Raw genomic sequence first — 20,158 nt, 5'->3', positions numbered from 1 at the left:
TCTATTCCCAAATCAGGAGTTTTTCCATGCGCCAACAGCGCAGGACCGCCTCGTCAACATCTGCACGCGCGATCAAGGCATCGACCAAACCACTCACGAGTGGCTACGCCCTCATCGTGGACGGTCAAATGAAGACCGAGTTCAAGACCAAAGATCGGGCTCTGAAGGAAGGTATGGAATTGAAGAACCGCTTTCCCAAATTGCAGGTCAAAGTCTTCGATGCTGAAGAAAAACGGCTGGAGGAGCTCGAGCCGGTTGCGGCGTGAGCGGATGGTCCCGTTCCGTGAGCGGAACAAGCACAACAAAAGCAAGTGCGCCGTGAGCCGAAGCCCTCACCGTCTCAATGACGAACCTCCTTCAGGCTAATGACGACGCCCGTCGGCTCGGGCTGATGCGAGGTCAGCGTCGTAAAATTCGCATCGCTCCAGTCGGCAATGCTTATCATCTCTCCGTCCTGAGCTTCCATTCCAGGAACCTCGAGCAGCTCCAACACGTGGAGTCCCTTGGTGTCGAGAAAGTAGGTATGATGCCCAAACAGTTCGCAGAATTGCGCGACAGCCGGGTGATCCTCGGCAAGCACCTGTGCTCTGAACTGAGAGAGAGTCCGGCTTATCTGGGCTTGGTTTAATTTCATGACCTTATCCTGAACGCGTTTTCCGCATTCGCCAATACGGCGCTGCGACAGCTCTTGCAGCCTTGTTCCAAGTCAGATCGCCGTTTTGCAGATCGCCGGCGTTGCGAAGCGTGAGACGGCTGCCTTGCCGCGCTCCGTCGCCCGACAGGACACCTCGCTGATGTTTATCACGAAGGCCATCAATCGGCTCAGTTCGAACAGGCGCTTGATATTTGTCCCGATCGACCTCGCCTATCATGGAGGCGTTCAACGACCCCCGCGGAGGCATCAGCTCAAATATTCCGCGATCTCCTCAAGCGAGGCATCAAACCGCTCGCCGAGAACAACGCTCTTGCTGTCTTCCTTGACGAGCGCGTATTTTCCAAGATTGTCCTCGTTAATCGAACGCGATCGAGACTTATGGATGGAATAGCCGAGCTTACGCGCCCGAGCCCGGAGGGTACCTTCGCTCGTCAGGCGCATGAGAACCTCCCGCGCTACGTGGAGGCCAGGCGAAGCCCCAATTGCAGTCGCCTCACCAGCGGTCGGAGGCGCTGCCAAGCCCGCTCGATCCTGGGATCGGGCGGGCTCCACTGCCAGTTCAGTACATCCGTGAAATGGCGCTAACGGCTCAAGCCAGCGACAGATTCTCCGCGCTGGTTTTGCCCCGGATCTTGTCGGCCTTGATTTCGAAGTTGACCTTCTGACCTTCAGCAAGGCCGGAAAGACCCGCCCGTTCAACGGCGCTGATGTGAACGAACACATCTTTGCCGCCGTCGTTCGGCTGGATAAATCCAAAGCCTTTTTGGCCGTTGAACCATTTCACAGTACCTGTCGCCATTCTCTTCTCCAAAGCGCACACGCGCGTTTTTCGCGCGGCTGTCCACGCGAACCAATTCAACTTCGTCGTCGACTTTGGAAAAGGAGCCCGCGGGCGCATTCAACAAGGCACAGCGGCTAATCGAATAGAAGGAAACCTATACACTTTTGACTGCTTTGCAAGCCGGCCAACCAATTTAATTGCGAAGTTCGCCAGCTCTTACATCTCTTTTCCTCGAGAATTCACACCCTAGTGTCCCGTTTTTCGAAGTTCGTATCATGACGCGGCATACTCATTTACGAACTTCGGAATCGAAAGGGACACCAGGAAATCCATAGTTCTAGTGTGGCTTTGGTTCAGAAGTCCGCATGACGAACGCGCGGCAATCATGATGCGGACTTCTGAACCGCCACACTAGTGTCCCGTTTCCGAAGTTCGTATCATGACGCGGCATACTCATTTACGAACTTCGGAATCGAAAGGGACACCAGGAACTCCACAGTTCTAGTGTGGCTTTTGGTTCAGAAGTCCGCATGACGAACGCGCGGCAATAATGATGCGGACTTCTGAACCGAACTCTAGCTATTTGCGTTGTGCCAGTCGGCGGGCACCAGCTTCCGTCAGCTCGAGCCGTCCAAGTCGCCTTAATGCGTAACCCAAAGCGACAAGGCGTTCCCAGTGATGCTGGGGTATATCGCGTTGCAAATCGCCCCTGCTGAGCTCATGCAATGAAGTGAACTCTTCGGAACTTAACGGGGGGATGGGCGCATCAGCCATCAGGGCACTATGCGCTTGTTGCAGGCCGCCGCAAGCCCGATCAATCTCCGCGCAGGGTTTATTTGAGCGCGGCCGTCAGAAGCCTTCTGATATTGTTCACTTGCCATCTCAAGGGAGGCTACAATGACGATTGCGGATGATATTCTCGACTTGTTGAAGCGGAAACGTCGATTAAAACTAACGGCAATCGATATCGCAGAAATGCTGTACTGGGAGGACAAGACCTACCAACAGCGTGTCAAGGCTGATTGTCTGATATTGTACGAACAAGGCAGGCTGGCTCGTGATGGCAAGGGCAGTCTTGCCGATCCCTATACCTACAGTATTGCTCCAATTGAACGGCAACCGTCATAATCGCCGGGTCGCCACCGGGCCAATGCTGTGCTTGCCCTCACGCAGCAGGCGTTGAATGAGGTGTTCAGGGTCGTCGCTTCCCAATCCGAAAGTCTGTCACGCCCCTGAGGTGGTCGAACATATTCTTGGGCAGGCGACGTCTGGCGGACGTGTTTCTTGCGACTAAAGCGCGATGAATTTAGGTCGAATCGCCATCGGGCTTTAGTCTCTTGCTAACGCGTGATCTCCGCGCAAACGCGTTCCGCGTTTGTCGCGAGGGAAAACCGCTGCACACTTTGCGCTAACGCGGCCCTTCGGGTCCGGATCATGCGTTAGTTCTGGAAGTCGATGCTGCGCAAGACAATGCCGGGGGGCTTTCCTTCGAACTCCATTGCCAGGAATTTGCGATCGGCACGCTCTTCAATCCGGTCGCGCAGCCGCATGAATTGCGCCTCGCGCTGGTTCGGCTTCGACTGCGCCAGGCTTTCCAGACTATCCATGGCGGAGGTCGAGATGGCGCAAGGTATCTCCCTTTGGCCGTCCATCATCGAAAACAGCATGACCATCCTGTCAAATTCGTAACCGATAAGGCGTCCACGTGTGAGCGTCATTTGCCCTGCTCCGTTAAGCGGTGGGCCACACTTCGAGCGAAGCGATCGTCAATGCAGGGGACGCTCGTCCGACCCCTTCAGCCTTCGCGAGTGAGGCGCGCAAAATCATCCAATATCGCAGCTACGAGATCTCGATGACGGGTGTCGTTCCGCGACAATCCAGCGGCATATAAATTCAGGACGTAGCGTGCCTTGGCGGCCGCGTCCGCCCAGGATAGGGCGGGGACCGACAGGAGCTGGTTTTCCAGGGCGGCCTGTCGATCGCGCAGTTCCTTTGCGTGGTTTTCAACCTCGGCCAGAATACGACGGAGCTCAGTCGCCTTCTGGGCGGCCATGCCGCGATGTTTGTCGAGATCGAGCGGTTCGTCAGTCATCGCGAATGCTCGCGTCGATTCGCTGCGCATCGGACAGATCGACCGAGCCGATCGATATCATCTCCGTCGCCAAGCCGTGCGAGGCCGCCACAGGCACCACGATCATGGTCGCAACGCGGCGGAATGCGGCGAACGAAAGTCCTTCGATCATCTCTTCGTCGGTGATGACCTCATAGGCGCCGGCGGGCAAAAGGCGTTCGATGCCCCGGATCCGGAACGGGTGTTTGAAGGTGACGGTTTCCCGCCGCGAGCGGATCGTCATTGCCCGCCTGCCTTTCGCAACAGCCCTGCGCCCACGCTGAATGCCTGCAGCATGCGCCCTTTCGCCTTGATTAGCTACCTCTTTGTTGCGCGACGACGCGGACAGCTCCAGGACGTTCAGCCCGCAGGACGGGTGGAGCGCTTGCGAAACCCACCAACCTCGTGTGCATTGTGATGCGATGGGTATCGCTGCGCCTCCACCTTTCCTACGAACTGGATGAAGTGCGAAACGTGCGGATCAACGACGGCGTGTTGGTGATCAAGCGATGATCGTCATCGCCGTGCTTATCACGGCCATCCACGTCTTTCCTGTTTTCGAAGCGAGGACGTGGATGCCCGGGACGTCTAGCGCGAAGACGCGCGGAGCCTGTCATCGGGCCGCGCCCTGCGCGGACCCGTTGGCGCTTTTGCCCGGGCATGACGAGGCAATGACGATGAATTTCTCTCGCAACCCTGCAGACAAGAAGCCGTATTCTCGGCCGCGAAAGCCTAATTTCCAAGTTGCACGAAGCGCAGTTCGCCCTTGACCAGATCGGGCACTACCACCATCAGGCCTTTGTTATTCGGGAATGCGCAGAAATCGGCCGGCCCCTTGAAGTCGGCCGCGAGCTTCTTCATTCCCATGGTCTTGTTCCACTGGAATAGCGATCCTGACACCCAATCGGTTGCCAGCACGTCGCCATTGCTCATCACATAGAGCCCGTCGAGCATGCCGATCTTGTCGGACAAAAGCTCGGGCTCCTTGCCGGGTAGCATAGAGTAGATGCCGCGCGGATCATCCTTTCCCTTGAATCCGACCATCATCAGCGCGCCGCCCTTGCCGGAATAGACCCCGTTGGGATTGATCGACTTTTCCTTGAACACCACCGTGATCTTGGGATCCGCTTTCGATTCGAGGAAATCGGCGGGCTCCACGCGCACCAGCTGGTCGGAGCGGTTGTCGCTGACATAGAGCGCATCGTCCATCACCGTCACGTCATTGGCAAAGGTGACGTCGGGCAGATCGAGCTTCTTGCCTTTCTTGGTCTTGAGATCGAATACCCAAACCGAATCGATGTCGGTGACCCAGAGGCGGTTGCCCTTGATCCAGATGCCTTTCGGCTTGTTGAGCACCTGGCCCTTCACCGGGAGAAAACCATCCTCAAGGATTTTTCCGTCCAGCGATACTTTGGTGATCTTGCCCCTCGCATCCTTATCCGCCGGCTTGAGGTCGGGACCGAAGTCACTGGTGTAAAGCACCTTGCCCTTGGGATCATAGGCAACCGATTCCACATGGCCAAATCCCTTGGCTGTCTGCTCCGAGAGCACTTTTAGTTCTTTTGCCGACGCCCCGTGGGCGATCATCGTTTGGAAAGTGACGAGGCAGATCGCGAACGCCAGATTAATCGAAGATTTTCCGATCACGTTTATTTCCTCCTTTTGCGGTGCGGCTCGCGACCGCTACGCCAGCCGGATAGTGACGCCAAATAAATTCAGGCGGTTTGGCTCATCATGTGCGAGGGAAGGACCTGACAGGTCCTTCCCTCTCCGTCCCCGCCTGTTCGAGATAACAGACCATGTCCTCGGAAGTTTATCAAAAAAACGATCAGGCCACGGCCACGTCGATGACTTCTCCGCTCGCGCTGCCTTCGGCGCTCCGGGCATAGGCTTTTTGCGACGTCGTCGGCGCGCATTCCGGGCGCGAGGTGGAGTGGTTCAGTTCGCCTCTCCCGCTTGCGGGGAGATCGCCACACTCGCCGAGCGCGGCGACCTGGGGCGGTACTTCGAAAGCGGCGTTGCCGACGATTTCCCCCAGAGGGATATCGCTTCCGCCGCGACCGCCTGCTGTCATGAGACCGGCATAAAAGCCGACCAAAATGCAAGCGGAGGTAGCAATAGCGCTTGGGATTGGCTGATCCTGCCGGTACCATATGCTTTGGATGAATGCTTGGCGAAGGCGCCTGATCGGGATGTTCATGAGAAGTTTTGTCGTTGCCGCCTATGCGGCGTTAACGCTGATCGCAACCGCATCCGCACAAATGCCGTCCCCCAGAGGCCCGGAGCCCGCCCCTTCGGCATTTGACCCTGACCCGATCATCCAGATCACGACGACCTTCCGGGCACGGATCGAGGGACTGGCGGACCCCCGCGCCGTGCCGAGCCCCACCGCCCAGGACACCGCCCGTCGCGCGGTCTACAACATGGCTGCGAACGAATGCACCGTCTTGATCGAAATCTGGCGCGCTGAATGCCGGCTGAATTCGCTTTCGGTGTATATGGCCCTTGTGAACACCGGCGAGCCCGGCCCGGAGCCGCCTCAATTCCCCTCGATGATTGGCACCGCAGTCTTTGAACTCAAGCCCAGGTCATCCGGACCATAGGTCCTACGACCGGTGACCGGCCGCGACCACGCGCTCTTGCATTGAACCCGGCTGCATCGTCGGCAGCTTTCATCACAAAAAGGATCAAGTAACAGCCTTTCGCGCGTCGATGACCTCGCCGCTCGCGCTGCCCTCCACGCTCCGGGCATAGGCCTTGGCGACATCGTCGGCGGGCATGCCGGGCGCGGGGTCCATTTTCAGCGCCACAAGCGTCTCCTTCACCCAGGGCGGGCTGACGACGTTCACGCGAACGTTGGCCGACTTGAGTTCGAGTGCGGCTGCGCGCGCGAAGCCTTCCAGTCCCGCGTTGACCAGGCTGATGGCGGCGGAGCCCGGAATCGGGTGTTGCGCGAGAATGCCGCTTGTCAGCGTGATCGAGCCGCCCGACAAAATCTGCTGGCTACCAACGCGGACGACGTTGACTTGCCCCATCAGCTTGTCGTGAAGCGATTTTTCGAAATCCGCATCCGCCAGCGCAGCCAATGGCTTGAACACCGCGCTTCCCGTCGTGCTCACGATCGCATCGACCTTGCCGATCGCGCCAAGAGCTGCCTCGAGCGAAGCCTTGCTCGTGATGTTGGCACGGTGATCGCCGCCGGAGCGCGAGACCGCGATGACCTGATGCCTCTGCTTCAGCAGTTTCACCACTGCGCTTCCGATCGTCCCGCTCGCGCCGATGACAACGATTTTCATGACTCCCTCCGTTTTCTGTGCGCTCCGCTTTTCGGACCATTGAGGCGGCAAGGCTTGTGTCCCGATTCCGAGTTCGTATCGTTTCGTTTACGAACTTCGGAATCGAAAGGACACTGGCAACTTATTAATTCCAGTGTGGCTTGGGTTCAGAAGTCCGCGCGATAAACTCGCGGCAGAAAATGATGCGGACTTCTGAACCGCCACACTACGTTCAGTTCCCGCCCGGCGACAGCGAAGTCACTTGGTCTCCCATGCGGACAGTTATTCTCCCGGGCGCCGATCACGCCGGTTTGATGTTTATAAAGTGCAATTTAATGGGGATGGCGAAAAACCGTTCCAAAGTCAGTTGTGAAAGGAGAACGGTCATGACGAAATTCGGATTGATGGCAGTGACTGCACTTTCGCTTGTGATGGCGACCCCTGTGATGGCAATGCACGGTCATCATCACCATTACGGTTACTATCACGCCCTTAAACATCACTTCGGTTCGACTTATGCAGCCTACGGCTTCTACCGCGGGTCCGACTTCGCGCGGAAAAATACCTTTGACTAGCGGCTGCGCAAGCCAGGGCTTGACGCGAGGGCTCTAAGAAGATCGTCGATTTTCTCTTTGTCGAATTCGACGATCAGATCATACGGCCGGTGGCGGGTGCCCTGCTCGTCGCGAACGAGCGTGCCGGACATCTGGTCGTGATCGCACAACCGGCGCGGCGCGGCCTGCGCGCGGCTACCCGCGCCGGTCACGTTTGGCCGACCAGCGAGACTACGTCAGACCGATAAAGCCGAGGTCAGGCGGCAGCAGCCGGAATGACCGCCTGGACGCCTTTCAGGGCAGCCTGCAGCGCCGCTTCCTTGGTGTGGTCGAGCGATGTCTTGAGGATTGTACCGCCTTCGCCCTTGAGCCCTTCCAGCACCTTGTCTGCCGTAACCTTGCGCACCAGGACGAACAGCGCCGCCGAGCCGGGCTGGATGGCAGCCGCGGTATCCTTCATGAATTTGTCATTGATGCCGACATCGGCGAGATAGCCGCCGAGAGCCCCGGAAGCGGCGCCCAGGGCAGCACCAGCGAGCGGCATCAAAAAGATCAATCCGATCAGCGTGCCCCAGAAGGTGCCGCCTACCGCACCTACCTTGGTCGTGTTGATCAGCTGGTTCAGTTTCACATTACCCTGGGCGTCCTTCACGGCGATGACCGCATCGCCCAACTCGAGCAGGTATTCGCCCTGCATTTTCAGCAATTTCTGGCGGACTTCCTCGGCTTTCGCTTCAGTGGGAAATGCGATTACGACGAGATCACTCATCTGGGATTCTCCTCTTTTTTTCCATCGCTTCAATTTGCTGAGTTCACAAACGTGAGACGGTGAATGCGCGATCTCCAGCCCACAAAAAGCTAGGATGCCGAACCGCTGAAGGCGTTGATGTGGATCAACGCCCTTCGATCGCGTGTCGAGGAAGGGAACCGCCGGGGGTCGGCAATTCGAATCTCTTCGAACCTGGTTTCGGAGGTGCGACAGGAGCGCGTCAAGTCGTGCCGGATCCGCCCTCCACGATCCTCTCATTCAGCTTTTGATCCACGGTCTTGACCGTGTGATCGATCTCGGCATTGGGCAGGCCAAGCTGATGCGAAATCAACTTCACCAAAAGATCGACCCGCTCGATGAAAGGCGCTCCGTTGGCGACCGCTCTCGCCGCCGAGGAGGGCTTGAGCAGGCTTTCCGCCGCCTTGGCGTATTTCTCGAAGGGCACCTGATCCTTCGCCTCGGCCCCCAGACGCCGAGCGATGGCATCGACATGATTATAGATAGACTCCGAGAGCTCCAGATCATCGTGCACCGCGTCGCGGATCGACTGCGGCTCGTGCGTTGTGATGCAGCGGTAGTTCCCGGTCAACAGCATCGACCATTTGGCCAGAGGCACGAACAGTGAATCGAACACCTTGAGTTTCACCGGAACGTCCTGGCCGTCGAGCTTCACGGCATCGATGTCGGCCTCGAGTTCCCGAAGCAGCCGGTTATGTGTCTCATCGGCAAATATCGCCGCCTTGAAATTTGTTGGCAGGCCGACGTGAAGGACGTTCGGCGCCTCTTCCGGTGGGCGGAAGGCCTGTGGATCGGGCGAGCAGAGCGACACCAGTCCCGGCTTGAAGCGCTCCCAAACTTGCGCATTGGTATAGGCTTCCTCGAGATCCATTTCGGCCAGGGCCGGGATCCGCTTGAGGTAGGGCAACGGCGGCATGTTCATGATCGAAAGACAAGGCAGCCTCGCCTCCGCGATTTTGACCATCAGAACCCGGATCGTATGGTTGGTGTATTGGGGTTCCTGCATGGCAAGACAGACCAGATCATAACGGGAAAGGTCCACGTCCGCGGGCGGAGTCGCGTCCAGCTTACCGGGCAGATCGCTCGAGGGGATCGAGCGATGCGTCGCCTCGTCACGCAGCCTGATGCGAACCACGGTGCCTTCACGATTGATGAGCTCGGCGGTCTTCTTGCGACAAACCAGGGTCGCATGGTGACCCGCCATCAGCAGCTTTGTCGCCAGCAGAGAGCCATACGAGGCTCCAAGGATCAGAATGTTGCGCGCCATGCGCCCTCCTCCAAAGATTTCGCCAGAATTTTCTCAAGATCATGATGCGATTAAGCGGATCGCATCATGATCTTATCTCTTTGTTCGAGCAGGATCTTTTCGGAAAACCGGTTGCCACTTTTCCGGATCATGCTCCAACGCCGCACAATTTCAGTCGGCAATGTAACCCTTCGACGGACCGACGATCCTGCCACCTCGCGTGAGAGTGACGGCGTCCGGAAAATCCTGCTCGAAAATGACGCCGAGATCATGGAGCCGTTGAAGCAGTTCGCCCAGACGGACGAGACAGGCGTTCTCGACATCGTGCAATACCACAACGCTCCAATCCTGTTTTAAAACCTGGGCGATGCAGCTCTCGACCCATCCGTCCGGATCCCTCCAGTCTTCCGGCAAATTGTTCCAGATCACCGTCCTGAAATTTTGCGCAAGCAGATGCTCGAGTGCGGGGCGGCTCAACAGATGCGGTCCGAGCCGGCCGGAGTTGCCGTAAGGTCGAAACAGTTTTTCCGGATGGGCGAATTTTCCGATGCGCTGCTGCGCGCCTTCGATCTCGTCGATGGCGTAAGCAAGCTCCGGCCGGTCGCCCAAGGCAACCGTATGCGAAAGCGTGTGATTGCCGATCCAGTGGCCCGCCGAATGGGCCTGCTTCATCAGGCCGGCCGTGGCGCCGTCATCGAGTTTCCGTCCGATGACGAAGAACGTCGAAAGGATTTTCGCCCCTCCCAGGAGGTCGAGCACGCGCTCGGTAACACCCGACGTCGGGCCGTTGTCAAAGGTGAGCGTGACGCGTCTTTCGGTCAACCGACCGCTCCTTGTTCCGGATCGCATCGAGACGAGCGATCTCCTCAAGATGAAAATACCCGAATAGCGAGCTCGCAAGCCGAAAATCGCCCGATTACTTCCATTCTTCCTTCGAGGTACAGCTTTCGGACGTATCCTCAATAATCAGTTAACCACCAAAAAGTACCATCGCGGCCGCTCAGGTCACGAAGGACACAGGATGCGGCATCTTACAGTCTACAAACGGTTCGCCTTGATCATTGCGGTTTTGACCGTCGTCTTCGTTTCGGCGCTTGTCGCTCAGGTGATGGTTCTCCGCGAGACTGTGATTGAGGAACGTCGGACCAAGGTGTTCGACGTGGTCGAGGCGGCAAAGAAAATCCTCTCGAATTACGAGGAGAAGGCCAGGGCCGGCAAGATTTCGCCGGTGGACGCACGGCAGCTTGCTTTTGACGCGATCGGCGCCATGCGCTGGGGCAAATCCAGCGACTATCTCGGAGTCTATGGCGCTGGCAGCTCGAATGCCGGTGTGACCTACGTTCATGCCAACCCGAAATACATCAATGTCAACCGCTGGGATTACAAGGACCATAATGGCCAGCTGGTGATCCAGAACATCGTTGGCAAAGCCCGCGCCGGCGGAGGATTTCTCCAATACGAGGTACCGAAGGCAACAGGTGGTCCCGAGCTGCCGAAGCTCACCTACGCCGGCGGCTATGGCGAGGGCGAACAGCTGCTCGCAATCCAGGCGGGCGTCTACACCGACGATATCGAGGCGGTTGTGTTCGCCAAGGCGATCTGGATCGCCGTCGGGGGTCTGGGTGGATTGCTCATCGCGGCAATAGCGGCATTCGCCCTTGGCCGAGGCCTCGTTCGTCCGCTCGACAGAATTTGCAACACCATGGAGCATCTGGCGAAGGGTGACTTGAACGTCGAGGTGCCCTTTACCGGACATCGCAACGAGATCGGCCAGATTTCACGCAGCCTGTCCATTTTCAAGGATCGGTTGTTCGATGCCGATCGTGTCCGCACCGAGCGTGAGGAGGCCACCGCTCGCGCCATGGCCGAACGCAAAGCGGCCATGAACCGGATAGCAGGCGATTTTGAAAGGAGCGTCGGCAGCATTGTCGCGGGTGCTGCTTCCGCAGCCGCCGAAATGCAACGCTCGGCGCAATCGCTGTCGGCAATTGCAAAGGAGACGACGCGGCAGAGCACGACGGTGGCATCGGCGGCGCAGCAGACAACCGGCAATGTGCAGACCGTAGCCGCCGCTGCCGAGGAGCTTTCGAGATCAAGTCAGGAAATCTCGCAGCAGATCGACCACTCGGCGTCGATCGCGCAAAGCGCCGTTGCCCAGGCAGATCGCACCAATGCCATGGTGGAAGGGTTGCTGGCCTCGACGCAAAAGATCGGCGAGGTGATGGGTCTCATTCAGAACATCGCCGCTCAGACCAACCTGCTGGCTTTGAACGCGACGATCGAAGCCGCGCGAGCCGGCGATGCCGGGAAGGGCTTTGCGGTGGTGGCCAACGAAGTGAAGGCGTTATCGACCCAGACCGCCAAGGCGACCGAGGAAATTGCGGATCAGATCCAGGCGATCCGCGACGCTACCGGGACAACGGCCGAAGCGATCCGCGAGATTGGTGCCACGATCGGTCAGATCAACGAGATCGCAACCACCATCGCCGCCGCGGTCGAGGAACAGGGTGCATCGACCAAGGAGATTGCCCACAGCGTGCACCAGGCCGCGCAGGGCACCCAAGGGGTCATGCAAAACATCGCCGAAGTGAATCAGGCTTCGGGCCAGGTGGGCGCCGCCGCCGAACTTGTTCTAAGTTCGGCCGGCGAGCTGGCAAGGCAATCCGAACGCTTGAAGCACGAGGTCGAGAGCTTTCTCACGACAGTGCGGGCGGCGTAACACGAGCCACATCCGGGGACCGCAAGCTTGCCGTCTTCGAATGCCGGGTCGGCTCGGCTTCGTCATCGATGTCGCGAACCGGAGTGCACCACGAAAGGCGCCAACTGGCGGTGGCAGGAATGCCCCCTCGCGCTCAAAGGCGGACATCAGGGACAGGCAATCTCATTCCGCCAAGGGCCCAGCATCAGACATCCGCTCAACCGGCCAGATCGCCTTCTGGATGACGACCGAGGCCTGCCACGGGCGGGCCGGCCCCAGCTACGATCAGGCCGCGATCACCAAGCCTTGGAGCTTGGCTTCCACTTCCTCGCTCCCCTGGCGCATCCGCTATCGGAAACGCACAGCGATCAGGTAAACCAGCATACCCACTATCGCAAGTCCGATCAGGCTCGGTGTCGGTACAGCACCTGCAAATCTAAGGACGTTGTCCACGACTGACTTGACATAGGCTCCGGAATTGTCGCCCAGGATCAGGTGGATCAGAATGATCGAAAGTAGCGCAAGGAAGGCGCATTCGACGAACGCCCAGAGAAACTTCTGCACTTTGTCCAAAAGGATCATGACGCTGCCTTCAGGCAAAATAAGTGGGCGGAGAGAGAAGCTCTCTCCACCCACGCCTTCCGCGTAGAAGCCTGCTCCACTGCGGAGCTTCAGCTTAGTTTGCGGTTGGAGAACAGCCAGACGATGAAGCCGAGCGAAATCAAACCGACCAATCCGGCCGACCCCATATCCGAAACAAACTTGACGATATTCCCCGAGACCGTTCCGATGAAAGGAACCTTATCTCCTGAAAGGAGAGCGGCAACGATGCCTAAGGCTATCAACATTAGACCCAGCTCGGTCAACGAACCTACCCAACCTTTTACTGTGCCGATGAAGTCCATCTGTAATCCCCCAATTGCAAGTTTCCCCTGCTGCTGATTCGGCAAGTGCCGCAGCAGCCCTTCAACTATCGGTTTCCGCTGATTCCAGTTCAAGCAATTGTTGGGCTCTTTGCACTGCAACCATTTTTGCGGTGCGGCGACAGGCCGCCCAGGTTGGCAAGCAAGTGGCTCACTCGGATGCCAGGAGGCCCGAACGCCAAAGGTGTGGCTGCGCCGGCGGCTCGGCATTTATCACCGCATTGGCGCACGCACGGATCAGTTGATCACCGAAAGCGACCTTTAGGCCGGGCAGAACCTTGAAGGGGTAGCGAAATAGTCTCGCCGCGCCGCGCGGTCGGAGCGCTCAGCCGGCGACAGCGTGACCCCGAGCGAGGGCCCCGATGAATTAGATCACAGCGCCATCCTTGCGCAGCGCCTCCCGAAGCTCGGTTACGTTGAGCCTCCGCGGCGCCTCCTGATTGCGCAGGCACATGGTCGCTGCCATGCCGATTGCCTGGCCGTAGGAGAAGCATTGAGCCGTAACACGCGCCGATGCCATGGCTTCATGTTCGGCCGACAGACAACGTCCGGCGACCAGAAGTCCCTCGCCCCTCGCCGGGACGAAATTGTCGTAAGCGATGTCGTAGTAGTCGTCGAGCAGCCACTCCAGACGCGGCTTTTCTCCGGAGTGAAGCTCGATCGGCCAAGCCGAGCGTGCGATCGAATCCCTGCGCTTGGCACCTGAAACCACATCGTCGTTGGTCAACATGCCGACACCCCTGATCTGGCGAGTCTGGCGCACGCCGACCTGTACTCCGGTGTCGTTAACAAGCGCATTTTCGCAGCCGACCAGACGGTCCCTGAAGAAGCGCGCATATTCGCGCACCTGCCTGCGTCCGTGAATCTCCGCTTCGGTAATGTCTTCCACGAACAGCGGATTAAGCTCACGGCCGTCGCGGCCGATGATGCGGGTGCAGTTGCAGAGCAGTTCGTTCGGCCGCGGCGTCGGAAACATAAACACCTTCGCGCGCGGCAGATCGTATTCCCGGCTGTTGTGCAGGTTCCGGATCATCTGAGAGACTTCGTCGCCGAGAATCGAGTCTTCGCCATAGCATGTCAGGAAGCGCGTGACATCGACGCCGATCAAGCGGAAAATCATGGTGGGATTCTGCACGATGCCGTCGCGGCCGACGAAGGTCTCGAAGCCAGCGAGCGCTGCGACGTCCGCGTCGCCGCTCGCGTCGATCGTGATGCCCGCCTGGACGTCGATGCGTCCCTGCTTGGTCCAGGCAACGACGCCTTCGACACGTTCGCCGTCGTTGAGCACGTCGACGACGGCGGTGTGAAACAGCACCTTGACGCCGGATTCCTCGAGCAGATGGTCGCCTGCCTCGCGCCAGACCAGGGGATCGTGGCTGTGCGTGAAAGTCTTGCCATAACGGATGGGATCCGTGATGCCGCTCTTCATCTTCATCACGTCCAGAAAGCGATCGGCGAAACCGAACACCACTTTCTCGGGCGCCGCCGAGCGGTTGTCGGTTGCAGCGTAAAGCCCGCAGACCGTGCCGGACAGGCCCGCCACTGCCGCGCCGCCGCAAAAGCCGTATTTCTCCAGCAGCAAGACGCGGGCACCCGCTCTTGCCGCGGTGCAGGCGGCAGCGAGGCCAGCCGCACCTCCGCCGACGACAAGGACGTCGGTTTTGAGGTTTTGTCCTGGCCTCTTATCGCTCACGCGCACCATAATGTGTCTCGTTTTCCGCCCGTGATAACTATGACACGCCGCGGCGCTCCTTGCGCAGAAAATTCACCAAGGCCTTTAGCGCCGGCCGCATTTGGCGGCGGCTCGGATAATAAAGAAAAAATCCTGTCGCCGGAGTCGGCGCCCACTCGTCGAGGACAGTCACCAGCCGGCGTGCTGCGAGATCCCGCGCAATGAAGATTGGCGGCGTCTGTACCAGCGCGAGGCCTTCGATAGCGGCCTGTCGAGCGACGGCCACCGAATTGACGCCGAGCCGGCCCTCGACGTGGACTTCGAGATCGCGGCGCTTGACGCGAAAGCGCCAAGGCACATAGGTGCCGCTTGAAAATCGAATGCGCACGCAGTCGTGCCCGACGAGATCGTCCGGCGTCCTGGGTTTGCCCCGTCGCTCGAAATAAGCCGGCGAACCGACGACGACGAGGGGCAGTTCGTCGGTGACGCGCACCGCAATCATGTCGCGTTCAATCCGCTCGCCGATGCGAATGCCGGCATCGAAGCGTTCGGCCACGATGTCGGTCAGAGTATCGCTAACGGACAAATCGAGGGAAATCTCGGGATATTGCGCCAGAAAGCGCGGAATGGCGGAGGCAAGAAAAAAATCCGCCGCTGGCTGCGGTGCAGTGAGGCGCAGTGTGCCGGCCGGCTTGCCGCGGAACTCGTTGGTCGATTCCAGCGCCGCCTGATACTCGTCGAGCGCCGGCCGCAATCGCGCGAGCAACCGCTCGCCGGCCGCAGTCGGAGCCACCGAGCGCGTCGTACGCTCGACAAGACGCACGCCAAGTCGATCCTCAAGATTCCGAACCATTTCACTCACGCGCGGCGGCGACAGCGCCAGCTGCTTGGCCGCCTTGGTGAAGCTTTTCAGTTCAACAACCGCAATAAAGGCGGTAGTTTCGGCAAGGCTCGGGCCGTGCATCGGCATTAGCCCCATTATTCGGAAAACCGGAATAGCCCATGAGGACTATTCCAGCTTATCGATCATGTCTGCCCGCGTCCATCTTCACGGGGAAGCACAACAGAGCTCGTCGTGAAGGAGAACTGCTATGAGCAAACTGAAGCTCGCCATCGTCATCGGAAGCATCCGACCCAACCGCTTCGGCGGTCATGCCGCGCAATGGATCGAGGAGGTCGCCCGGCGGCGCGGAGACTTCGAAGTCGAATTGATCGACTTGAAGGACTACCCCATGCCGCTGTTCGCGGAGGAAGCTTCGCCGCTCTACGCTCCGTCGAAAGATGAGGTCGCCCGGCGCTGGCAGAAGAAAGTCGGCGAATTTGACGCCTTTATCTTCACGGCTGCCGAATACAATCGCGGACCGACAGCGGTTTTGAAGAATGCGCTCGACTACGCCTACGCTGAATGGGGCAACAAGCCGGTCGCTTTCGTCGGCTACGGCGGCGTTGGCGGCGCTCGCGCGGTAGAGCAGCTGCGGCTCCACGCCATCGAATTGCAGATGGCGCCGATCCGCAACGCCATTCACATCCTGTTTCCCGATTACCTGGCCGTGATCAAAGACGGCAAGCCGCTGGGCGAACTCGAGCATCTCAATCAGGCCGCCCGACAGATGCTCGATCAGCTGGCATGGTGGACCGCCGCCCTCAAAGCGGCGCGCGAGAAGAGTTTGCGCCAGGCGGCCTAGTACTGGCAGGAGGAAGCCCATGGCGATCACGCTCAACCACACCATCGTTTGGGCCCGCGACCAGGAGAGCGCCGCTCGCTTCTTCGCGAAGATCTTTGGGCTGCGCTTCGAGGATTCAGGCGGTCACTTTGCGGCGGTACGCGTCAATGACACACTGACGCTGGACTTCGCTGACGCGAAGGGAAATATCGCAAGCCAGCATTACGCGTTTCACGTGAGCGACGCCGAATTCGATGCGATTCTGCAACGAGTCAAGGACGCTCGGCTCACCTTTGGAAGCGGGCCCCGGAGCCTGGAAGACGGCAAGCTCAACGATTGGAATGGCGGCCGTGGCTTCTATTACAAGGACTACGACGGCCACGTCATCGAGCTGATGACCGCGCCGCAGTAAACTGCGGGCGTGGTGCGCAGTAGCCTTAGCCTTTCCGTTGGCGCCGGTCTCGCAAAAAGACGGAGCGATTATTGCCGCAAGTGAAAGCAGGTGGATCATGAGGCAGAAGCTTGCCGTCGTCGTCACGGGAGGCACGGGTAAACAAGGTGGCGCTGTGGTGAAGAGCCTGCTCGAGCGCGGTCACGAGGTTCGCGCCGTCACGCGCAGTACCGACTCCGCGAAGGCGAGGAAGCTCGCAAACGCGGGTGTCACGCTCGTCCGCGCGTCACTCGAAGACACGGCCGTGCTCACGAAGGTTCTCGAAGGAGCGACCTCGCTCTTCGCGATGACGACGCCATACGAAGGAGGCCCGCAAGCCGAGACGCGGCAAGGCATCTCTGCTGCGGACGCGGCCAAGGCCGCCGGCGTACACCTCGTCTTCGCCTCGGTCGGCTCCGCCAATCGGCAGACGGGCATCCCGCACTTCGACAGCAAGTACGAGGTCGAAGAGCACATCGCCAGGATCGGCGTATGCGCCACCGTCCTGGCGCCCGTCTATTTCATGGAGAACCTCCATTTCGGCAAAGAGCAGCTCGCCAAGGGCATCTACGCCACGCCGCTCCCGCCGGCGAGACAGCTCACGCAAGTCGCTGTCAAGGACATCGGGGCCGTCGCCGTTCGCCTCCTCGAGGACCCAGGCCGCTTCGCAGGCAGGCGTTTCGACCTCGGGAGCGACGAGCTCACGGGCAACGACGTCCTCGCCATCCTCTCGCGGGTCACCGGTCGCCCGTTTACCTATTTCCAGATTCCGCTGGACGTCATCCGCCAACGCATGGGTGAGGACGGCGCCAAGATGTATGAGTGGTTCGACCGTGTCGGCTTCACGTTCGATCGCGCGGCGCTCCGCCGTGAGTTCCCCGATGTCTTCTTTCACGACTTCGAGTCGTGGGCGAAGGCGCAGGATTGGAACACGCTTCTCCAAGGCGCATAGGACGTCCGCGCGTCCGACGCATTCAGCAAGCCACGAATGAGGTGATACCGATGGGGCGAATCCCTACCCATACAGTCGAGGACGCACCCGCTGCATCGCGCCCGCTCCTGCAAAAGATCATCCAGTCCACCCCGACGGGACGCCCCGCGAACCTGCATGCCCAGATGGCGCATTCTCCAGCGGTCCTGACGGCATACACGTCGCTACGCGCCGTGCTTACCGAGCACAGTACCTTCGACCCGAAGGTGGGTGCGGCACTAACTCTCGCAACGGCGGCCGGGGTCGGCAATGGCTACATGATCCGTATCGCCAGTCGGCTCGCCCACATGAACGGCTGGACCGAAGAGCAGGTCACCGCCCTGCGGACGGGTACCCCGACGACCGACGCCAAAATCGACGTGCTGACCGGTCTGGTCAGGGAAGCGGCTGCAAATTCGGGAAACGTTACCGACGCCACCTGGAAGGTCGCTCAGCAAGCCGGCTGGAGCGATGAGCAACTCACCGACGCGTTTGCTTATTTGGGGGCGACGGTATTCACGGGATACTTCCTCAATTACGCGCAAACGGACCTAGACGTCTGAGCGCATCAAGTGGTCTGCGGCGCAACCCGGCAGACGCCCCCAGTCTCGTTCGTCAACACACTCCCGGTCAAACTCGGACCTCAGCGGCAGCAACTGTGACGTCTGTTCTGCCCTGCCGGCTCAACCGGTCGACGCAACACAGGCGTTAAATCTCTCGGCTGGGGTTTCAAATTGCAAGGTCTCACGTGGTCGTTCGTTGAGCTGACGAGCCACTTTGTTCAGATAGGCTTGCGAGTGGACCGACAAGTCGGTGCCTTTCGGAAAGTACTGTCGCAGCAGGCCATTGGTGTTCTCGTTCGAGCCGCGCTGCCACGGACTTTGCGGATCGCAAAAATATACGCCGCGTGTTGTCTTGCTCCCGCTGGCTGGATAGGTTCAGACCTCGAACTCTCGAGTGTGGCTAGACTTCGATGACTGCGGCTTCATTCGACCAACAAGCTTGGCTCGATCGCATCGGATACAATGGCTCACGCGAACCGACGCTCTGCACGTTGCATCAGCTCATCTTCGCGCACTCGCATGCCATTGCGTATGAGTCGTTGGACATCATGCTCGGGCGGACGCCGAGGCTCGACCTCGCGTCGCTGCAGCGCAAAATGATCTTCGGCGGGCGCGGCGGCTACTGCCTGGAACAGAACATGTTGTTTCGGGAAGGTCTCCGGTCACTGGGTTACAAGATCACGAGCCTGCAGGGCAGGGTCGTGCGCGGCATGGCCATCGATGCCCCGTGCCCGGCGATCCACATGCTGCTGCAGGTTGATTTGCCAGACGGGCCATATCTGGCGGATGTGGGCTTCGGCAACCTCGCTCCCACATCGGCTCTCTTGCTTCGAGAGGGCATTGAACAAGCGACACCGCACGAGCCGATGCGCTTCATCAATGTCGTCGGGGAACTGACGCTGCAAGCGAAGCTGCGCGATACGTGGGAACATATCTATCGCGTAATCCCGTATCCGAGGTACGACGCCGAATACGAGATCACGAACTGGTATACCGGCACCCATCCAGATGCGCCGTATCAAAGCAACATCATCGTGGCGCGCCCAGGCCCCAATCGGACGCGCATCACAATGTTTAATAGGCGAGTGACCGTGCGCTACGCGACGGGTGAGGCTGATAGGCGTCACTTGAAAGACGAGGCGGAGTTTAGGTCCGTATTGCGCGGTGAGTTCGGATTAAACATGACCGATAATGAGATTCGCAGCTGCATCGATGTGATGGAGCGCAAAGGCGAGAAGGGAGCGCCCCATCCATTCTTTGCGTAATCAGACTTTGATGTCCGTTTTCACCTGAAAGGGACCTGATTGTTGCGCCCATGCGAAATGACGCGAAGGGCCATTTGCCGACATACCGAGGCTCATCTCATTCATCCTGCGACCGCACGCTCGCGTCGCGGCAGCCGCACCGTGAACTCGGTGAAGTCGCCGACTTCGCTCTTCACCGTGATGGTACCGCCGTGTTGCTGGGTTATGATCTCGTAGCTTATCGAGAGGCCAAGCCCAGTGCCTTCCCCGGTCGGCTTGGTTGTGAAGAAGGGCTGGAACAGTTTCTCGTGGTCCTCCGCCGGAACGCCGACTCCGTTGTCACGAATCCGGACCTCGACGCCTTCGCCGAACTCGCGGGTCGCGATCTTGAGCGTCGGGTAAAAAGCGCCGTTGCCCTCGCGTCCACGCTTGGTGACAGCATAAAATCCGTTGCTGATTAGGTTAAGGAGCACGCGATTCACATCCTGCGACACGACCTCAATCGGAGCGAGATTGCGGTCGAGGTCAAGTTCCACTGAGCCTGTCGCAGCGATCACTCAGCAGCCCCGGCAAATATTGAGCTTGC

At 59.2% G+C, this 20,158-nt stretch carries 27 protein-coding genes and 2 pseudogenes; 10 read left to right on the top strand and 19 right to left on the bottom strand.

The features are described 5' to 3' along the window. A pseudogene (locus tag VNX23_RS11695) lies at nucleotides 1-266 on the top strand (hypothetical protein); the annotation flags it as partial. Nucleotides 267-340: 74 nt separating this feature from the next. Here VNX23_RS11695 and VNX23_RS11690 read toward each other — a convergent pair. The 3 genes from VNX23_RS11690 to VNX23_RS11680 all read right to left on the bottom strand — a co-directional run bounded on the left by VNX23_RS11690 (nucleotide 341) and on the right by VNX23_RS11680 (nucleotide 1,454). Next, entirely contained in the window at nucleotides 341-634 is a 294-nt protein-coding gene (locus VNX23_RS11690; protein WP_325630153.1) for a hypothetical protein, read from the bottom strand. A 267-nt stretch (nucleotides 635-901) separates the two neighbouring features. Next, nucleotides 902-1,096 carry a hypothetical protein gene (locus VNX23_RS11685; RefSeq protein WP_325630151.1) on the bottom strand — a complete coding sequence of 65 codons (195 nt, stop codon included), beginning with the start codon at nucleotides 1,094-1,096 and terminating at the stop codon, nucleotides 902-904. Between the two features lie 148 nt (nucleotides 1,097-1,244). Then, nucleotides 1,245-1,454 (bottom strand): cold-shock protein, encoded by a 210-nt coding sequence (locus VNX23_RS11680; RefSeq protein WP_325630157.1) that lies wholly within the window; start codon nucleotides 1,452-1,454, stop codon nucleotides 1,245-1,247. Between the two features lie 879 nt (nucleotides 1,455-2,333). On the opposite strand from VNX23_RS11680, the gene VNX23_RS11675 reads away from it, so the two are divergent. After that, on the top strand, nucleotides 2,334-2,564 hold the full coding sequence (locus VNX23_RS11675) for a hypothetical protein (RefSeq protein ID WP_325630149.1): 231 nt from the start codon (nucleotides 2,334-2,336) through the stop codon (nucleotides 2,562-2,564). Nucleotides 2,565-2,875: 311 nt separating this feature from the next. On the opposite strand, the gene VNX23_RS11670 is transcribed toward VNX23_RS11675, so the two are convergent. From VNX23_RS11670 to VNX23_RS11650, 5 genes are all read right to left on the bottom strand, one after another. Further along, entirely contained in the window at nucleotides 2,876-3,154 is a 279-nt protein-coding gene (locus VNX23_RS11670) for a DUF1488 family protein (protein WP_325630148.1), read from the bottom strand. A gap of 77 nt (nucleotides 3,155-3,231) precedes the next feature. Further along, nucleotides 3,232-3,528, bottom strand: coding sequence for a hypothetical protein (locus VNX23_RS11665; protein ID WP_325630146.1), 297 nt, complete (start codon nucleotides 3,526-3,528; stop codon nucleotides 3,232-3,234). After that, a complete protein-coding gene (locus VNX23_RS11660; protein WP_325630144.1) occupies nucleotides 3,521-3,790 on the bottom strand; it encodes a hypothetical protein in 270 nt (89 codons plus the stop codon). Before VNX23_RS11660 ends, VNX23_RS11665 begins: the two co-directional genes overlap by 8 nt. A 488-nt stretch (nucleotides 3,791-4,278) precedes the next feature. After that, on the bottom strand, nucleotides 4,279-5,193 hold the full coding sequence (locus tag VNX23_RS11655; protein ID WP_325630142.1) for a hypothetical protein: 915 nt from the start codon (nucleotides 5,191-5,193) through the stop codon (nucleotides 4,279-4,281). A gap of 181 nt (nucleotides 5,194-5,374) precedes the next feature. Beyond that, nucleotides 5,375-5,620 (bottom strand): hypothetical protein, encoded by a 246-nt coding sequence (locus VNX23_RS11650; RefSeq protein WP_325630140.1) that lies wholly within the window; start codon nucleotides 5,618-5,620, stop codon nucleotides 5,375-5,377. 124 nt (nucleotides 5,621-5,744) lie between these two features. Between VNX23_RS11650 and VNX23_RS11645 the strand changes: the two genes are divergently transcribed. After that, the gene (locus tag VNX23_RS11645; protein WP_325630138.1) at nucleotides 5,745-6,149 is read left to right on the top strand and encodes a hypothetical protein; all 405 of its coding nucleotides are present in this window, start codon (nucleotides 5,745-5,747) and stop codon (nucleotides 6,147-6,149) included. An 84-nt stretch (nucleotides 6,150-6,233) separates the two neighbouring features. On the opposite strand, the gene VNX23_RS11640 is transcribed toward VNX23_RS11645, so the two are convergent. Further along, nucleotides 6,234-6,842, bottom strand: a complete 609-nt coding sequence (locus VNX23_RS11640; RefSeq protein WP_325630137.1) for a short chain dehydrogenase — start codon at nucleotides 6,840-6,842, stop codon at nucleotides 6,234-6,236. Nucleotides 6,843-7,207: 365 nt separating this feature from the next. Between VNX23_RS11640 and VNX23_RS11635 the strand changes: the two genes are divergently transcribed. Further along, complete coding sequence (locus tag VNX23_RS11635; RefSeq protein WP_325630135.1) at nucleotides 7,208-7,396, top strand: hypothetical protein; 189 nt, start codon at nucleotides 7,208-7,210, stop codon at nucleotides 7,394-7,396. On the opposite strand, the gene VNX23_RS11630 is transcribed toward VNX23_RS11635, so the two are convergent. From VNX23_RS11630 to VNX23_RS11615, 4 genes are all read right to left on the bottom strand, one after another. Beyond that, the gene (locus tag VNX23_RS11630; protein WP_325630133.1) at nucleotides 7,393-7,587 is read right to left on the bottom strand and encodes a hypothetical protein; all 195 of its coding nucleotides are present in this window, start codon (nucleotides 7,585-7,587) and stop codon (nucleotides 7,393-7,395) included. The genes VNX23_RS11635 and VNX23_RS11630 overlap by 4 nt on opposite strands. A gap of 44 nt (nucleotides 7,588-7,631) precedes the next feature. Then, entirely contained in the window at nucleotides 7,632-8,144 is a 513-nt protein-coding gene (locus VNX23_RS11625) for a DUF1269 domain-containing protein (protein ID WP_325630131.1), read from the bottom strand. A 220-nt stretch (nucleotides 8,145-8,364) separates the two neighbouring features. Beyond that, complete coding sequence (locus VNX23_RS11620; protein WP_325630129.1) at nucleotides 8,365-9,429, bottom strand: hypothetical protein; 1,065 nt, start codon at nucleotides 9,427-9,429, stop codon at nucleotides 8,365-8,367. Nucleotides 9,430-9,579: 150 nt separating this feature from the next. After that, nucleotides 9,580-10,230, bottom strand: coding sequence for a polysaccharide deacetylase family protein (locus tag VNX23_RS11615; RefSeq protein ID WP_325630127.1), 651 nt, complete (start codon nucleotides 10,228-10,230; stop codon nucleotides 9,580-9,582). A gap of 199 nt (nucleotides 10,231-10,429) precedes the next feature. Between VNX23_RS11615 and VNX23_RS11610 the strand changes: the two genes are divergently transcribed. Next, the gene (locus VNX23_RS11610) at nucleotides 10,430-12,127 is read left to right on the top strand and encodes a methyl-accepting chemotaxis protein (RefSeq protein WP_325630125.1); all 1,698 of its coding nucleotides are present in this window, start codon (nucleotides 10,430-10,432) and stop codon (nucleotides 12,125-12,127) included. Between the two features lie 327 nt (nucleotides 12,128-12,454). Here VNX23_RS11610 and VNX23_RS11605 read toward each other — a convergent pair whose 3' ends face one another. From VNX23_RS11605 to VNX23_RS11590, 4 genes are all read right to left on the bottom strand, one after another. After that, nucleotides 12,455-12,688, bottom strand: a complete 234-nt coding sequence (locus VNX23_RS11605) for a hypothetical protein (protein WP_325630123.1) — start codon at nucleotides 12,686-12,688, stop codon at nucleotides 12,455-12,457. Between the two features lie 89 nt (nucleotides 12,689-12,777). Continuing rightward, a complete protein-coding gene (locus VNX23_RS11600; protein WP_325630121.1) occupies nucleotides 12,778-13,011 on the bottom strand; it encodes a hypothetical protein in 234 nt (77 codons plus the stop codon). 385 nt (nucleotides 13,012-13,396) lie between these two features. Then, the gene (locus tag VNX23_RS11595; RefSeq protein ID WP_325630119.1) at nucleotides 13,397-14,731 is read right to left on the bottom strand and encodes an FAD-dependent oxidoreductase; all 1,335 of its coding nucleotides are present in this window, start codon (nucleotides 14,729-14,731) and stop codon (nucleotides 13,397-13,399) included. Between the two features lie 28 nt (nucleotides 14,732-14,759). After that, nucleotides 14,760-15,665, bottom strand: a complete 906-nt coding sequence (locus VNX23_RS11590; protein WP_325630117.1) for a LysR family transcriptional regulator — start codon at nucleotides 15,663-15,665, stop codon at nucleotides 14,760-14,762. 127 nt (nucleotides 15,666-15,792) lie between these two features. On the opposite strand from VNX23_RS11590, the gene VNX23_RS11585 reads away from it, so the two are divergent. The 4 genes from VNX23_RS11585 to VNX23_RS11570 all read left to right on the top strand — a co-directional run bounded on the left by VNX23_RS11585 (nucleotide 15,793) and on the right by VNX23_RS11570 (nucleotide 18,328). Beyond that, nucleotides 15,793-16,386, top strand: a complete 594-nt coding sequence (locus VNX23_RS11585; protein WP_325630115.1) for an NAD(P)H-dependent oxidoreductase — start codon at nucleotides 15,793-15,795, stop codon at nucleotides 16,384-16,386. Between the two features lie 19 nt (nucleotides 16,387-16,405). After that, complete coding sequence (locus VNX23_RS11580; protein ID WP_325630113.1) at nucleotides 16,406-16,777, top strand: VOC family protein; 372 nt, start codon at nucleotides 16,406-16,408, stop codon at nucleotides 16,775-16,777. 97 nt (nucleotides 16,778-16,874) lie between these two features. Then, nucleotides 16,875-17,747: an NmrA/HSCARG family protein gene (locus VNX23_RS11575; protein ID WP_325630111.1), complete on the top strand. Its 873-nt coding sequence runs from the start codon at nucleotides 16,875-16,877 to the stop codon at nucleotides 17,745-17,747. 164 nt (nucleotides 17,748-17,911) lie between these two features. Beyond that, entirely contained in the window at nucleotides 17,912-18,328 is a 417-nt protein-coding gene (locus tag VNX23_RS11570) for a hypothetical protein (protein WP_325630109.1), read from the top strand. Between the two features lie 120 nt (nucleotides 18,329-18,448). On the opposite strand, the pseudogene VNX23_RS11565 reads toward VNX23_RS11570, so the two are convergent. Beyond that, nucleotides 18,449-18,667: pseudogene (locus VNX23_RS11565) on the bottom strand (IS30 family transposase); the annotation flags it as partial. 71 nt (nucleotides 18,668-18,738) lie between these two features. On the opposite strand from VNX23_RS11565, the gene VNX23_RS11560 reads away from it, so the two are divergent. Further along, nucleotides 18,739-19,593, top strand: a complete 855-nt coding sequence (locus VNX23_RS11560; RefSeq protein WP_325630107.1) for an arylamine N-acetyltransferase family protein — start codon at nucleotides 18,739-18,741, stop codon at nucleotides 19,591-19,593. 101 nt (nucleotides 19,594-19,694) lie between these two features. On the opposite strand, the gene VNX23_RS11555 is transcribed toward VNX23_RS11560, so the two are convergent. Next, nucleotides 19,695-20,054 (bottom strand): sensor histidine kinase, encoded by a 360-nt coding sequence (locus VNX23_RS11555; RefSeq protein ID WP_325630155.1) that lies wholly within the window; start codon nucleotides 20,052-20,054, stop codon nucleotides 19,695-19,697. Nucleotides 20,055-20,158: the final 104 nt, after the last annotated feature.

This window comes from Bradyrhizobium sp. (assembly GCF_035570375.1).
In the GTDB taxonomy this organism is placed as follows: domain Bacteria; phylum Pseudomonadota; class Alphaproteobacteria; order Rhizobiales; family Xanthobacteraceae; genus Bradyrhizobium.
The sequence above is the reverse complement of the archived record's forward strand: the minus strand, read 5'-3'. Positions and strand labels throughout refer to the sequence as shown.

Excerpts from the sequence above, each read along its gene's own strand:
- VNX23_RS11645 (WP_325630138.1), top strand. The coding sequence starts at position 5,745 with ATGAGAAGTTTTGTCGTTGCCGCCTATGCGGCGTTAACGCTGATCGCA.
- VNX23_RS11620 (WP_325630129.1), bottom strand. The coding sequence starts at position 9,429 with ATGGCGCGCAACATTCTGATCCTTGGAGCCTCGTATGGCTCTCTGCTG.
- VNX23_RS11595 (WP_325630119.1), bottom strand. The coding sequence starts at position 14,731 with ATGGTGCGCGTGAGCGATAAGAGGCCAGGACAAAACCTCAAAACCGAC.
- VNX23_RS11675 (WP_325630149.1), top strand. The coding sequence starts at position 2,334 with ATGACGATTGCGGATGATATTCTCGACTTGTTGAAGCGGAAACGTCGA.
- VNX23_RS11580 (WP_325630113.1), top strand. The coding sequence starts at position 16,406 with ATGGCGATCACGCTCAACCACACCATCGTTTGGGCCCGCGACCAGGAG.
- VNX23_RS11575 (WP_325630111.1), top strand. The coding sequence starts at position 16,875 with ATGAGGCAGAAGCTTGCCGTCGTCGTCACGGGAGGCACGGGTAAACAA.
- VNX23_RS11640 (WP_325630137.1), bottom strand. The coding sequence starts at position 6,842 with ATGAAAATCGTTGTCATCGGCGCGAGCGGGACGATCGGAAGCGCAGTG.
- VNX23_RS11670 (WP_325630148.1), bottom strand. The coding sequence starts at position 3,154 with ATGACGCTCACACGTGGACGCCTTATCGGTTACGAATTTGACAGGATG.
- VNX23_RS11635 (WP_325630135.1), top strand. The coding sequence starts at position 7,208 with ATGACGAAATTCGGATTGATGGCAGTGACTGCACTTTCGCTTGTGATG.
- VNX23_RS11665 (WP_325630146.1), bottom strand. The coding sequence starts at position 3,528 with ATGACTGACGAACCGCTCGATCTCGACAAACATCGCGGCATGGCCGCC.
- VNX23_RS11680 (WP_325630157.1), bottom strand. The coding sequence starts at position 1,454 with ATGGCGACAGGTACTGTGAAATGGTTCAACGGCCAAAAAGGCTTTGGA.
- VNX23_RS11685 (WP_325630151.1), bottom strand. The coding sequence starts at position 1,096 with ATGCGCCTGACGAGCGAAGGTACCCTCCGGGCTCGGGCGCGTAAGCTC.
- VNX23_RS11605 (WP_325630123.1), bottom strand. The coding sequence starts at position 12,688 with ATGATCCTTTTGGACAAAGTGCAGAAGTTTCTCTGGGCGTTCGTCGAA.
- VNX23_RS11625 (WP_325630131.1), bottom strand. The coding sequence starts at position 8,144 with ATGAGTGATCTCGTCGTAATCGCATTTCCCACTGAAGCGAAAGCCGAG.
- VNX23_RS11590 (WP_325630117.1), bottom strand. The coding sequence starts at position 15,665 with ATGCACGGCCCGAGCCTTGCCGAAACTACCGCCTTTATTGCGGTTGTT.
- VNX23_RS11570 (WP_325630109.1), top strand. The coding sequence starts at position 17,912 with ATGGCGCATTCTCCAGCGGTCCTGACGGCATACACGTCGCTACGCGCC.
- VNX23_RS11650 (WP_325630140.1), bottom strand. The coding sequence starts at position 5,620 with ATGACAGCAGGCGGTCGCGGCGGAAGCGATATCCCTCTGGGGGAAATC.
- VNX23_RS11600 (WP_325630121.1), bottom strand. The coding sequence starts at position 13,011 with ATGGACTTCATCGGCACAGTAAAAGGTTGGGTAGGTTCGTTGACCGAG.
- VNX23_RS11560 (WP_325630107.1), top strand. The coding sequence starts at position 18,739 with ATGACTGCGGCTTCATTCGACCAACAAGCTTGGCTCGATCGCATCGGA.
- VNX23_RS11585 (WP_325630115.1), top strand. The coding sequence starts at position 15,793 with ATGAGCAAACTGAAGCTCGCCATCGTCATCGGAAGCATCCGACCCAAC.
- VNX23_RS11690 (WP_325630153.1), bottom strand. The coding sequence starts at position 634 with ATGAAATTAAACCAAGCCCAGATAAGCCGGACTCTCTCTCAGTTCAGA.
- VNX23_RS11660 (WP_325630144.1), bottom strand. The coding sequence starts at position 3,790 with ATGACGATCCGCTCGCGGCGGGAAACCGTCACCTTCAAACACCCGTTC.
- VNX23_RS11610 (WP_325630125.1), top strand. The coding sequence starts at position 10,430 with ATGCGGCATCTTACAGTCTACAAACGGTTCGCCTTGATCATTGCGGTT.